This is a genomic window from Helicobacter suis HS1, assembly GCF_026000295.1.
Classification (GTDB): Bacteria; Campylobacterota; Campylobacteria; order Campylobacterales; family Helicobacteraceae; genus Helicobacter; species Helicobacter suis.
In genome coordinates, this window is the sequence record NZ_AP026769.1 from 742436 (window position 1) to 756139 (window position 13704).

Annotated in this window: 11 protein-coding genes and 3 pseudogenes; 3 read left to right on the plus strand and 11 right to left on the minus strand. The window is 40.5% G+C overall.

Annotated features, from left to right (window positions below; all coding sequences use genetic code 11):
* Positions 1-120: 120 nt before the first annotated feature.
* The 4 genes and pseudogenes from prpD to OO773_RS04115 all read right to left on the minus strand — a co-directional run bounded on the left by prpD (position 121) and on the right by OO773_RS04115 (position 5477).
* Positions 121-1575, minus strand: coding sequence for a 2-methylcitrate dehydratase (gene prpD, locus OO773_RS04100; protein WP_199764036.1), 1455 nt, complete (start codon positions 1573-1575; stop codon positions 121-123).
* The gene (locus OO773_RS04105; protein ID WP_034376522.1) at positions 1572-2696 is read right to left on the minus strand and encodes a citrate/2-methylcitrate synthase; all 1125 of its coding nucleotides are present in this window, start codon (positions 2694-2696) and stop codon (positions 1572-1574) included. Before OO773_RS04105 ends, prpD begins: the two co-directional genes overlap by 4 nt.
* Positions 2693-3568 carry a methylisocitrate lyase gene (prpB, locus tag OO773_RS04110; RefSeq protein WP_034376519.1) on the minus strand — a complete coding sequence of 292 codons (876 nt, stop codon included), beginning with the start codon at positions 3566-3568 and terminating at the stop codon, positions 2693-2695. Before prpB ends, OO773_RS04105 begins: the two co-directional genes overlap by 4 nt.
* Positions 3568-5477, minus strand: a pseudogene (locus tag OO773_RS04115) (propionyl-CoA synthetase). The gene prpB and the pseudogene OO773_RS04115 overlap by 1 nt, the downstream one beginning before the upstream one ends.
* A gap of 180 nt (positions 5478-5657) precedes the next feature.
* Between OO773_RS04115 and OO773_RS04120 the strand changes: the two are divergent.
* Positions 5658-6615 (plus strand): annotated as a pseudogene (locus OO773_RS04120) (aldo/keto reductase).
* Here OO773_RS04120 and OO773_RS04125 read toward each other — a convergent pair.
* Positions 6601-7395 (minus strand): annotated as a pseudogene (locus tag OO773_RS04125) (RNA-guided endonuclease TnpB family protein); the annotation flags it as partial. The pseudogenes OO773_RS04120 and OO773_RS04125 overlap by 15 nt on opposite strands.
* A 213-nt stretch (positions 7396-7608) precedes the next feature.
* Between OO773_RS04125 and OO773_RS04130 the strand changes: the two are divergent.
* Both OO773_RS04130 and OO773_RS04135 read left to right on the plus strand, forming a co-directional pair.
* Positions 7609-8679: a site-specific integrase gene (locus tag OO773_RS04130; RefSeq protein WP_264828710.1), complete on the plus strand. Its 1071-nt coding sequence runs from the start codon at positions 7609-7611 to the stop codon at positions 8677-8679.
* Positions 8676-8951, plus strand: coding sequence for a helix-turn-helix domain-containing protein (locus OO773_RS04135; protein WP_073117148.1), 276 nt, complete (start codon positions 8676-8678; stop codon positions 8949-8951). The genes OO773_RS04130 and OO773_RS04135 overlap by 4 nt, the downstream gene beginning before the upstream one ends.
* Positions 8952-8990: 39 nt before the next feature.
* Here the strand turns inward: OO773_RS04135 and OO773_RS04140 are convergent, their stop codons facing one another.
* From OO773_RS04140 to OO773_RS04165, 6 genes are all read right to left on the minus strand, one after another.
* Entirely contained in the window at positions 8991-10073 is a 1083-nt protein-coding gene (locus OO773_RS04140; RefSeq protein WP_143433456.1) for an RNA-guided endonuclease InsQ/TnpB family protein, read from the minus strand.
* Between the two features lie 48 nt (positions 10074-10121).
* Positions 10122-10355 (minus strand): hypothetical protein, encoded by a 234-nt coding sequence (locus OO773_RS04145; RefSeq protein WP_143433504.1) that lies wholly within the window; start codon positions 10353-10355, stop codon positions 10122-10124.
* Between the two features lie 301 nt (positions 10356-10656).
* Positions 10657-11331 carry a hypothetical protein gene (locus tag OO773_RS04150; RefSeq protein WP_143433505.1) on the minus strand — a complete coding sequence of 225 codons (675 nt, stop codon included), beginning with the start codon at positions 11329-11331 and terminating at the stop codon, positions 10657-10659.
* A gap of 62 nt (positions 11332-11393) precedes the next feature.
* The gene (locus OO773_RS04155) at positions 11394-11606 is read right to left on the minus strand and encodes a hypothetical protein (protein ID WP_073115488.1); all 213 of its coding nucleotides are present in this window, start codon (positions 11604-11606) and stop codon (positions 11394-11396) included.
* 464 nt (positions 11607-12070) lie between these two features.
* Positions 12071-13420: an MFS transporter gene (locus tag OO773_RS04160; RefSeq protein WP_034375970.1), complete on the minus strand. Its 1350-nt coding sequence runs from the start codon at positions 13418-13420 to the stop codon at positions 12071-12073.
* A gap of 12 nt (positions 13421-13432) precedes the next feature.
* The gene (locus OO773_RS04165) at positions 13433-13639 is read right to left on the minus strand and encodes a hypothetical protein (protein WP_050780190.1); all 207 of its coding nucleotides are present in this window, start codon (positions 13637-13639) and stop codon (positions 13433-13435) included.
* Positions 13640-13704 lie beyond the last annotated feature (65 nt).

The window sequence follows — 13704 nt, forward strand, 5'->3', positions numbered from 1 at the left end:
ATCAAGGTTAAACGAATTTACATATACAAGAGCAGTCCATCTACATGCCGCCCCGTCCAATAATAGGATAAAACCAACAGAGATTTTTAGGCTAACAAAAAATATTATTTGTGTTAGCCTTTACCCAAGCCAAAATAAGTCGCTAAATTCATTAAAATACATCTCTTCTAAGGCTTCTTTATCTTCGAAGAGATTTAAGATAATCTTACATCTCTTTGGATCTAAGCGGGTGGCTAGATTGGCTTTAAACTTTGAAACTAATAAGGGTATGCCCTCATCTCTTCTTCTTTTATGGCCTATTGGATATTCCACCTCTATCTTTTTGCTATGCGTGCCGTCTTTAAAAAAGACCTGCAAGGCATTGGCGATACTTCTTTTATCCCTATCTAAATAGTCTTTGTTATATCTTTCCTCTACTTCTATAATCATCTTAGCTCTAAGTGCATCAATGCGCGCATCTTTAGCCACCATATCCTCATAATCATCAGCCACTAAACGCCCAAAGATCAAAGCTATAGCAACCATGTATTGTATGCAGTGATCTCTATCTGCTGGATTGGATAGAGGACCTGTTTTATTAATGATGCGGTGGGCTGATTCTTGAGTTGTGATGATAATTTTTTCAATTTCATCTAAGCGGTGTTTGATCTCATCATGCAAGATTAAAGCAGCCTCAACCGCTGTTTGGGCATGAAATTCAGCTGGAAAAGAGATTTTAAAAAGCACATTTTCCATAACATAACTTTTAAAATCTTGCTCTAAGGTGAGTTTTTTACCCCTCATTTTCACAGCCTCATAACCCCAAAACTTAGCGCTAAGCACGGAAGGACAACCCATTTCACCGCTTTTAGCCTTTAGGGCTAAATCCACACCACGGCTAGAAGCATCGCCAGCTGCCCAGCTTTTTCTGCTACCTGTATTTGGCGCATGGCGATAAGTTCTTAAAGCGCCTCCATCTATGAAGGCATGCGAAATAGCGCTTAAAATTTCATCAAAACTACATTCTAAAAGCTTAGCAGCTACAGCGCTACTTGCTACCCTGACTAATAAAACATGATCTAAACCAACCTTATTAAAACAATTATCAAGGGCTAAAATACCTTGTATTTCATGCGCCTTTATCATGGCTTTTAAGACACAAGAAACTTTTAAAGGCTCTTTGTTACTCGCTAGATTTTTACGGCTTAAATAATCAGCTAAAGCAAAGATAGCGCCTAGATTATCGCTAGGATGCCCCCACTCAGCTGCTAACCAAGTATCATTAAAATCAAGCCATCTTATCATAGTACCTATATTGAAAGCAGCCCTTATTGGCTCTAGTTGGTAAGAAGTACCCGGAATTTTAGCCCCCAGTGGTCTAAACTCAGCCCCCTCAACGCTAGGCCCTAAAAGCTTAGTACAAGCAGGATATTTTAAGGCCAAAAGCCCACAACCCAAAGTATCCATCAAACAATATCTAGCTGTTTGCATGGCAAGCTTACTTGTTATCTCATATGTATCTACATATTTTGCTATCTTAATAATTAGATCATCAAACTCCGGACGCTTCGCATCTAAAATACCCATATCACTCACTTGTTTTTCCTATCTTGTATTTTAATAAAGGCTCTTGGCTCTACGCCTATATATTTGCTACTTGGCCGTATAAGTTTGTTATTGGCTCTTTGTTCTTTAATGTGCGCACACCAGCCACTAACCCTACTCATAATAAAAATAGGCGTAAAATAAGGTGTGGGTATGCCCATAAAATGATAAGCAGAAGCGCTGTAAAAATCTGCATTAGGCGGGAGGGTTGGGCGCTTTTGCTTCATTAAATTTTCTATAGCCTCACTGATTTTAAAAAGCAAGCTATCGCCCCCTAAATACTTGCTATGTTCTTTAATTAAAGCACTGCGCGGATCTCCACCAAGCCCATAAATACGATGCCCAAAGCCCATTAAAAGCTCTTTGTTGGCTAATTTTTCTAAAACGCCTTCAATAGCCTCATCTACACTTTTAAAACTAGAAATCAAATACATAGTTGCCTCATTTGCTCCGCCGTGTAAAGGCCCTCTTAAAGACCCTATAGCAGCACAAACGGCACTAAAAATATCACTCTTAGTAGAGGCACAAACCCTAGCTGTAAAAGTGGAGGCGTTAAATTCATGCTCTGCATACAGTATCAAAGAGCACTGCATGGTTTTAATAAAATCTTGCTTGGGTTCTTTAAGCTTTAATTTTTCTAAAAAATACCCAGCGATGCTATCTTGCTTTGAATTAAAATCTATCTCTTTTTTAGAGTGTGTGTAGTGGTGATAATAACAAAGTATGCTTGGCAAAATGGCTAAAAGTCTAATAATCTTTTCATCTTGATCTGTAAAATCCTCTCTTTCACTTTCTAAAGCACCTAGGGCTGCAACTGCGGTTTGCATGACATTCATGGGATGTGCGTTTTTAGGCATAGCCCTTAAAATGGCCTTTAGTGGCTCACTTAGAGCTCTTTGAGCGATGATTTTTTGCTTAAATGCATGCAACTGCTCCTCTGTTGGCAAAACACCAAATTGTAACAAATAAGCCACCTCTTCAAATGTAGCATACCTAGCTAGATCTTCAATAGCATAGCCGTAATAATTAAGGCCATTGCCAAGCCCGCATGTACAAATCGCACTCTCTCCAGCTATCACACCGGCTAAACCGCCTTGTTTTTTCTCACTCATTTTTTGCCCTTTTTAAATAAAGCATCTAATTTTTGCTCATAAGCATAATAATCTAGCATTTCATAAAGCTCCTCTCTTGTTTCCATAAGTTTTAACACTTCTCTTTGATGGCCATGTTTTAATATGCTTGTATACACCTCAAAAGCTGCCTTGTTCATAGCGCGGTTAGCACTAAGTGGATAAAGCACCATAGCAATACCTGCCTTTTTGAGTTCCTCTTGGCTAAAATAAGGTGTTTTTCCAAATTCAGTGATGTTAGCCAAAACAGGCACTTTAACACTCTTGCTAAAAGCCTCATAATCTTCTAACTTACTAACAGCCTCAGCAAATAACATTTCAGCCCCAGCTTCAACATAGGCCAAAGACCTTTCAATAGCGCGATCAAGCCCTTCTATGCTATAAGCATCTGTTCTTGCCATGATCACAAAATCAGGATCTAACTTAGCATCTAGGGCTGCTTTAATGCGATCACACATCTCTTGTATGCTAACAAGCTCTTTATTAGGGCGGTGTCCACATCTTTTTTGAGATACCTGATCTTCTATATGCATAGCCGCAACTCCGGCTCTACTTAACTCTTTAACAGTTCTAGCGATATTAAAAGCCCCCCCAAAACCCGTATCTGCATCTACTAACAAAGGTGTATCCACCCTTGAGCTAATGCGCCTAACATCTATGCAAACCTCCTCAAGGCCTATAATGCCAAGATCAGCCAAACCATAACTAGCGCTTGCCACGCCGCTACCGGATAAATAAAGAGCCTTATGGCCTATTCTGCTAGCTTGCAGGGCGCTGTAAGCATTAATAACGCCCACTATTGCTAGGGGTTTATTTTCTTTTACTAAGTTTTTAAATTTCTTTCCTGCACTCATTATTTTGCCTTTTTCCCTTTTGGATAACCTAGAGCATTAATGGCTTTTTCACAAAGCCTTAAAACACTTGCATCTTCTATTGTTACTGGGATATTAAGAGGAAGGCCGTCTGCTAATTCTCTTAGGTTTTTGCGCAGTATCTTACCACTTCTTGTTTTGGGTAAAGCACTCACTATAGTTGCTATCTCAAAAGAAGCCACAGCCCCTATTTCTTGGCGCACAAGGGCACAAACCCCCCCCCAACCACCCCAGCATGATCTCTTTCTATGCCCTCTTTTAGCACAATAAAACCCATTGGCAACTCACCCTTTAATGTATCATTTACACCTATAACAGCACATTCTGCAACATCTGGATGTTTTGCAATGATTTCTTCCATCTCCCCTGTTGATAATCTATGCCCGGCTACATTAATGATCCCATCCATTCTACCTAGCACATACACATACCCATCTTCATCTATATAGCCGGTATCTCCTGTTAGATAATATCCCGGAAACCTATCTAAATAGCCTCTATGATAAGCCTCATCATTTTCCCAAATCCCCATTAAGCAAGCAGGAGGCAAAGGTAGCTTAAGGCATAAAATGCCTTTTTGACCGGCTTGTAACTCTTGGCCATTTTCATCAAGTACTTTTAGATTAAAACCGGGCATTGGCTTTGTAGGGCTTCCGGGCTTGATTTTAATCAACTCAAGCCCAAGAGGATTTGCAGCTATAGCCCAACCTGTTTCTGTTTGCCACCAGTGATCAATAACCGGTTTATTAGTTAGCCTTGCTATCCACCCAAGCGTAGAGCTATCACATCTCTCACCTGCTACAAAAATAGCTCTTAAGCTATCTAGTTTAAACTTCTTGATCCATTTACCTTCTGGATCTTCTCTTTTGATAGCTCTAAAGGCTGTTGGGGCTGAGAAAAGCACATTTACTTTATATTCCTCTATGATACGCCAAAAAGATGAAGGGTTGGGAGTTCTTACAGGCTTTCCTTCATAAATAATAGTTGTGCAAGCACTCATGAGCGGCGCATAAACGATATAAGAATGCCCAACAACCCAGCCCACATCAGAGGCTGTAAAAAACACATCTCCAGCCTTTACATTGTAAATATTATCCATAGACCATTTCATCGCTACTGAATGCCCGCCATTTGACCGGATAACACCCTTTGGCTGGCCTGTAGTACCCGAAGTATAAAGGATATAAAGCGGATCGGTGGCTAAAACAGGTACAGGTTCTACGCCCCTTGCTTTTTCCTCTTCAACCTCCCAATCTATATCACGCCAAGGGAGCATGTTAGCTCTTGATTGTGGGCGCTGGTAAATTAAACAAGTGGTTGGCTTAGCAGAGCATTTTTTAATAGCCTCATCTAAAACAGGTTTGTATTCTATGATACTACTAACCCCTATACCACAGCTAGCACTTATAACTACTCTAGGCTTAGCATCATCTATTCTAACAGCTAATTCATGTGCTGCAAAACCACCAAAGACTACGCTATGAACAGCCCCAAGCCTCGCACAAGCTAGCATTGCTATGAGTGCCTCAGGTATCATTGGCATGTAAATAAGTACCCTATCTCCTTTTACTACGCCTTTATTTGCCAAGATACCAGCTACCTTAGCAACACGATCTCTTAGTTGGAGGTAGGTGTATTTTTTCTTAGTATCAGTTACTGGAGAATCATAAATCAAGGCTAGTTGATTGCCTCTACCATTATGCACATGCAAATCAAGGGCATTATAACAAGTGTTCATGCACCCACCAACAAACCACTTGTAATGCCCATCGCTATCATCAAGCACCCTATCCCATTCGTTGTACCAATGTACATTTTTTGCAGCCTCAGCCCAAAAGGCCTCTGGGTTTTTGATAGACTCTTGATAGATTTGATCATAAACTCCGCTCATTATGCGTCCTTTTTGTGAGATTAGCTATATTTAGAATACACTATCTAGATACTTTTAAATACTATTATAGGCGCTAATCCGGTTAAAATTATCAAACCCTTAAAATTTTAGCGGTGTGTTGACAAATATCTCAAATTAATTTTACAATGGCGGGCTTTTTATTTTTTATAAGGAGTTTACATGCAACAAAAACAACTAGATTCTTTAAAAGTAAGCGCTTTAGCTTTAGGGATTATGGGTATGAGTCCTTTTAGCTATGGTGAAGTTCATGATAAACAAGAAATGATTAAACTTATCCATCAAGCTTTTGAACATGGCCTTAATTTTTTTTGATACGGCAGAGGCTTATGGGGCTGATAATGAGGAACTTTTAGGTGAGGCGATCAAACCCTTTAGAGATAAAGTCGTGATTGCTAGTAAATTTGGGATTAGCTATAAAGATCCCAACAATAAACATGCAACCATGTTTTTAGATTCTAGTTTAGATCGCACTAAACGCGCCCTTGAGGGGAGTTTAAAGCGGCTGGGGGTGGAGTGTCTTGATTTATACTACCAACACCGCGTAGATACCAATACACCCATTGAGGAAGTGGCTGATTTGATGCAAACCTTCATTAAAGAGGGCAAGATCAAAGCTTGGGGAATGAGTGAGGCTGGGCTCTCTAGCATTCAAAAGGCGCATGCTGTTTGCCCCTTGAGTGCTTTACAAAGTGAATATTCGCTGTGGTGGCGTGAACCTGAAAAGGAGATTTTAGGGTTTTTAGAAAAAAATAACATTGGTTTTGTGGCCTTTTCACCTTTGGGCAAGGGGTTTTTAGGCGCAAAATTTGAGAAAAACGCCACTTTTGCTAGCTCAGATTTTAGAAGCACCGTACCTAAATTTAATCCTGAAAATATGGCTAAAAATTACCCTTTAGTGGAGTTTATCAAAGATCACGCCAGCCAAAAAGGCATCACCCCCGCCCAGTTAGCCCTCTCATGGATTTTACACACCCAAAAAATTGTAGTCCCTCTCTTTGGTACCACCAAAGAATCCCGCCTTTTAGAAAATTTAGGGGCTTTGCAAGTTTCTTGGAGTGATGAGGAATTAGAGGCGTTTAATAAAGGGCTAGCTAATAGTGAATCACCCACCCGCTAAAGACGGGTGGGCTTCTTGCTTCAACGATCCATAACTAGCAGTATCCAGTATGTAGCCATACTTGGTTACAGCCCCGTTAGCGGAATCTCCACAAGCGTAACTTCGGGTAATCCCTACCCTAGTTTTATCTACCTTGATAGCGTGTCGCTCATCTAGCATTCCCAAAGCATAGTTTCTGATATTGATGCTAGCGTTTAGGTCTCTGTGGTGGTATGTTTGACAACAAGGGTAGATAAAATTTCTAATAGGCAGTGGCTTTTTACCTGTGTTGCTCCCACAGGTCGAGCAGATTTGAGAGCTAGGGAAGTATTGGTCAATTTTGATAAGGGTTTTACCCTTCCAACCAGCCTTATATTCTAATAGACTAATGAGCCTAGACCAGCTGGCATTGGCAATGCTCTTAGCGAGTTTGTGGTTTTTGACCAAATTCCTAACTTTCAAGGTTTCTACTGCTATCAAATCGTATTGATTGGTTATCTCATTACTGATTTTATGTAGGTAGTCCTCTCTGCTATTCCTGATAGAAGCGTGGATTTGTGCCACTTTCTTAGCTTGTTTTTTTCTATTATTAGAACCTTTTAGTTTCTTAGACAATCTCCTTTGCGCTTTAGTGAGTTTGGTTTGTAGACTCTGGAAAAACTTTTTATATGGGTAGAACACGCCATTGCTGGCGATGACTAAAGACTCTAAACCCATATCTAAACCCACAGCTTTTCTGATAGTTGTGGGTTTAGGTTCAGGCTCATTATCCTCATAGCTTATAGAGAGATAGTATTTATCCAATCTAAACCCAACCCAACCCCAACCACAACAACCCCCTAAACCCCCCAAACTAGAGAGCTAAGAACTTATCAAAGCTCCTAGCAATAGCCTAAGCCATTTGAAAAAATGGCCAAATTTGAGCCTATCAAATCCCCAAGGGGGGTAGGAAAAATGATGACACGAGCTAAGCAACTTGATAGCTTTAACAAATTTAGAACAAAGGAAATACAAATGCGCGTTTACACACGCAAAGACCAGCTATACGCTGAATACTACACTGAGGAGGGCAAGAGAGTTCGCAAGAGCTTAGGGCTAAAAGATACTGAGAGCAACCGCGCTAAGCTAGATCATCAGCTAGAGGATAGGATCAAAGCTGCACAGGCTAGAAAAAGATTTATTGATCCACTAGAGACTCCCCTTAGCACAACGCTAGAGGAATTCAAGGAACGCTACATTGGCTATAAGCAAAGTTCACAATACAGCATAGCAAACCGCCTAAAAGCCATTGTGAAGTTATTAGATGTAGATGTACACATGCCTACAGCTAAGCTAAACCATGAGCATATGAAAAACTTTTATAAGGGCTTGGTTGAGAACAACTATAACACTAATAGCATTGTGCACTTAACAACCCTACTAAAAAGCTTATTAGACTTTAGTGTAAGTAGAGGCCAGCTAGAAAAGACCCCCTACTACAAGCAAAAAATCCTAATTGCTCCTGCTCCTAAGAAAATTGAAGTCTTTAGCCTAGATCAAGTGCTAGAGATACTAAGAGCATGCGATCAGCCATACCTAAAGACCTACCTAAGCATAGCCTTCTTTAGCGGTATGAGAGTAGAAGAGATACTAGCCTTGCAGTGGGGAGATATAGACTTTAAGAACCACACAATCAACATCAACAAAGCCTTAAATGGCTTAGGGCAAGTAACCACCCCTAAAACAGCTAATAGTATCCGTGTGATAGATATGTTACCCATTATAGAAAAGCGCTTGAAAGAATTTAGCCTATTTATGGATGTAATCAACAACGATACCCCCATATTTGGCACTAATCCTAAACTACAAGCGATCATGGCTAAGCAGTGGGCTAGACTACTTGAAAGCCTAGAGCTCCAACACATTAAGCTTTATAGCACACGGCATACCTTTGCTAGCATCATGTTAGAAAGAGGCGAAGAGCCCTTATGGGTGAGCTCTACACTAGGGCATAAGAACTTACAGATCACCTATAAGGTTTATGCCAAATACATTCCACAACAACACAAACCCAGAGCAACATTTTTAGAAGGAGTAGAAATATGATCTTGCGCAACTATAACTTAGATACTTCAGTAGTAGAAATCCCCTTAGAGATATTTAGCGCGGGGCTAAGCTGCAAGGCTTTAGGGGTGCTAACCTACATCTACAGCCTTAGAAAAACCCCCAGCATAGAAACACTAGCTGAAAGACTAGAGGAAAGCCAAACAGAAATACTAAAAGCCCTTGAGGAGTTAGAACAAAGACACTTCCTAAAAATCCACCCTGAAGGCTTATACCCAGACAAACCAGACTACTACTTGACATACTCCCCATAGCTAAAGCTAGGGGATTCTGGGATCATCAAAGCTTGCCCGCTAGGCGGGTCTTACAGCTTCTCCTCCAAGAGTGGATGCCCCCACTCTATGAATATTAATGCTTGCGTTTAAATCTCTATCCAAAGAAAACCCACAAGAGGGGCAATTAAAGATTCTATCTTTGAGGCTCAAGTCCTCTTTAACCTCCCCACAGCTAGAACAAGTTTTAGAGCTGGGATAGAATCTATCAATCTTAACCACTTGGGTTTTTCTCTCCAAGATAGCCACAAACTCACCAAAAGCCAAATCATTAATCTTGCGCCCCCAAAGTTTAACCATACCCTTCAGGTTCAAATCTTCAATGAAAATAGTGGCGTATTGTTTGGCTAGGCTATTAGCAATCTTGTAGAAAAAGTCTTTTCTAAGATTTTGGACTTTGCGGTGCAATCTAGCAAGTTTTAGCCTAGCCTTTAGGCGGTTATGACTGCCTCTTTTCTTTTTGGATAGGGAGCGAGAGCAAGCACGGATCAAAGGCAAGAATTTAGAGAAAAATAAAGGCGATGGGATTTGTGTGCCATTAGAGCATGTGAGAAAAGTTTTTAACCCAAAGTCAAGCCCCACGCTGTTACCGCCTGCGGGCTTAAGGTTATCCTCTGTTTCGCACACCAAGCACAAGAAATAATCGCCTAGATTATCTCTTTTAATGGTTAAGGTCTTGGGTTTGCCTGCAAGGTCGTAGGTTTTGACAAACTTAAAGCGATAGCCATTAAAAGAGATAATGTTGTCTTGGATTTTATAACCACATTGTGAAAATGTGAAAGACTGATAGTTGGCCACCTTTTTAAATCTAGGCGGTCTGCCTTGTTTCTTAAAAAACTTTTTATAAGCCTTGTCTATCCTCCCTACTAGCTCTTGCAAGGTTTGAGAGCCTAGAGTTTTCAAAAAAGCAAAGCGTGCTGTTCTCTTTAGCTTGGTGATGTGCTTTTTCAAAGTGTAGAAATTCAAGTGCTTCTTATAGAGCCTATAATACCGCTTATGCAAAGCGATACAATGATTGTAGCAAATGCCATAAAGACGCAAGAGTCTGTCTATCTGCTTGTTCTTGCTTGAATTGTAGAGTTTCTGCTTGTAGGCGATGAGCATAGAACTATATTATACACACTTTGCTTGAAAAACGACCAAACATGCGCCTTATATCCCCATAGCTAAAGCTAGGGGGTTTACGGCGCGGTTGCTAAGGGGAGTCTCTAGTGGATCAATAAATCTTTTTCTAGCCTGTGCAGCTTTGATCCTATCCTCTAGCTGATGATCTAGCTTAGCGCGGTTGCTCTCAGTATCTTTTAGCCCTAAGCTCTTGCGAACTCTCTTGCCCTCCTCAGTGTAGTATTCAGCGTATAGCTGGTCTTTGCGTGTGTAAACGCGCATTTGTATTTCCTTTGTTCTAAATTTGTTAAAGCTATCAAGTTGCTTAGCTCGTGTCATCATTTTTCCTACCCCCCTTGGGGATTTGATAGGCTCAAATTTGGCCATTTTTTCAAATGGCTTAGGCTATTGCTAGGAGCTTTGATAAGTTCTTAGCTCTCTAGTTTGGGGGGTAGCATATTAACCCCTATTTAAGGCTCATTTAGATTTAAGGATTCTGGCAGGATAGATACTATCTATTTGCTTTTAAATGTCCCAACTCTTTTCTGTGTGTAGCTGTATCTCAGAAGGCACGCCGTTAAACTTAATGGACATGCACACCTTTATACCCGGTCTCTCTGTGCTGTAATTCTATAGTGGGCTTAATCCCTCTTGATTCTAAACTATCTACTAGTCTTACTAACTGCGTATTTAAGTGGGTATTATCCTTACTAATAATGGCCGCTCTTAGATAATCCCCTATCGCGCTTATATCCCCCTGCTTGCGCGCAATTTTACTTTCAATGCTAGATTCACTCTTAAGAATTTGGCCTAACTCTAAGGAATTATTAGCACTCTTAAGATTTTCTAAAAACTCTTTAAACTCCCCCTCTTGAGCTTTAGCGGTGTTGTAAAGTTCTGTGGCTTTTGCTTTAAAATCTTGACTTTTAAGGGGGGTTGATGTAGGGCTACTTCCAGCATTGGCTAAAGTAGTCTTTTTAGCCTCCCATTGGGTGCTAGGCAAGTCTGTACTGCGTCTGGCAATGCTTTCTTTTTTCTCAAATGCAGTTAAAACCCAATTTCCTTTTACACCCTCAGAGTCTTTTCGGATACTTGCCTTATAGTTGGCATTCTCTAATTGGTAGCGGTTAGGGCTTTCTTTAACAATGGGTAGTGTTTGGATCAAATCATCTAACTTATCTAATACTTCTGGGTGGTATTTGGTAATTTTAGCTAGTCCATAACCATCACTTTTAGCACTCCCCGCCTTTCCCCACACTAAACCTATATCGCCTAAATCCTCTCTATAAAATGCCCCTGCAACTTGCCCCTCTTTAGTTTCTATGAGTTTAGCGATTGCACCTTTTGATCGTGGTAAAACTCTTTAAAGTTTTGGCTAAAGGCTGGGTTATGGGGCACTTCACCCGCTATCTCATTCTGTAGCCCTCTACCCTCTAGCTTTTGCCCCGCTCCTAGTGTTTCTCTCTCTAAACCTCTAGCTTTTAGCTGTGTTTCAGCTACTCCCCCACTGCTAACACTCCCCCCACTCTCCACACTCTTAGGTAAATTCTGTTCAATCTCTCTAATTAAGGCTTTAGTAGCGTTGCTAAATTCAGCTCTACTTGCGATTTTGTTAAGATTTTGTTTAAAGGCCTCTATGCTGTGGCTCTTATTTAATGCGGCTTTAATGTGATATCTGAGTGCTGCTCCACTTACCTTATCATTAAGCGCTTTAGCAAAGGGGATATAGGGCAGAGTTCTAACAATAAAGCCAAAGACGGCTTTAGTAACTTGGAATTGTGCAGCCCCGCCTACACTAGTAGCAATACTACTTCCAATAGTTCCCCCCGTTGTAGGCTTAAGCGCTTTAGCAATAGCGCTATCTTGATTAAATAATCTATGAAATAGTATTTTGGTTTAAATGAGGAAAAACGACTGGCCAAAAACTAACCCCTCATTGTTTGCCCCACTACTTTTGTAAAAAACCCTTTTTTAGTATTTGCAATAGGATTTTAACCCTACTCAGGCGATTTTCTAAAAGCCACTGAAGTCTCTATAATCTGCTCTCTACTAATTTGCAGGGCATCGTATTTGACAGTAATCGTATTTTGGGTTTCATTCACATACCACTCTAAAATCCCCGGTGTGTTTTCTAGTGTGCTAAACTTTGCGCGCTCAAAGGCATCTAAGGGGAAATAGACATTTTTTTGTTGATTAGGGTTACTTAAAAAACAAACTAAGCCAAACCACAACGCACACACACCCACCACAATGAGTGCTAGTTTTTCTACACCCAAATAGTGATAACCTATTCCTCCAAGCATTCCTCCTATAAACGATCCTACATAGCCATAGGTTACAAACATTCCAAGCACTAGCCCGCGCTGGTGTGCTTTACAAAATTTACTAGCCAAAGATTGCATAATAGGCTCAAGCGTACCAAACCCAGTAAAAAAGCACATGATCCCGGTGATAAAAAGCCAAGCAGCCGGAGAATTAACATGGCGATCGGCAAAGGCCAAACATAAATAGGCGACTAAGAATAATGTAATACCCCCTAAAAGCACACCCTTAGCTTTGTGGAATTTTTCAGCAATGATGGCTGCTGGTCCCATGCTTATCATTCCAAGCACCGCCCCAGAGGTATAAATTTTCCATAACACACTTTTATCCATTTTAAATTCATGCACAATAGCCAAAGGTACAACCACAAAAATCAAAGTCATTAAACACTTTTCAAAGAAAGAGCAACTACTGATGATAAAAATATCCTTGTTTTTAAATACATCTTTAAGTTGGGGTTTTTCTTTGAGGCTATAAAAAATCTTGGGGGGTTCTTGGACTTTAAAAGCCATTAAAAACATAGAAAAAAGAGTCAAAAGCGCGGTGAGAAAAAAAAGCCACTGCACCCCAAAGGCCATGCCAATACTAGGCCCTATTACCATAGCTGCGGTAAAGCTCATAAAAATCCCCGCCCCCATAAAAGCCATAGCATGGGTGCGCTTTTCTTCTTCTACCACATCAGCTACCATAGCGCTAAGCACACCCCCCACAGCTCCCATGCCTTGTACTAATCTACCCGCCACTAGACATGTAATATCATGGGCAAAAAAACAGAGTAAAGAGCCTACAGTAAAAATTGCCAAACACCCAATCACCACCTTTTTACGGCTATAACGATCGCTTAGTGCCCCTATGGGGGTTTGGAAAAGAATTTGGGTAAAATACGCACCCCCCACAGCTAAACCCACCATAGAAGCGCTCGCATGGAAACTAACCGCATAAAGAGAAATCACGGGTAGAACAATGAACAAACCCAAAAAACGCAAAGAAGACACAAAAACCAAAGGTAAAATTTTTGCTAGCATATTAACCCCTATTTAAGGCTCATTTAGATTTAAGGATTCTGGCATGTTTTTATCTTGGTGTGAATCAGTCTTTTGGATTTTGCGTGGATTTTCTATGTGTTTTTTTGTGGCTTCTAAGGCTGCTATTTGGTGCGTATAAACCCCATAAAAGGCCCCACCCGCGATTAACACAAATAGCAAATCCGTAGATCTGATTTTAGGACAAAACTTGCATGCCATGACATTTCTTTTTGTCGGTTATAACACACTTTCATTAAAGGTAGTATAATGGGGGGCTTTAATCA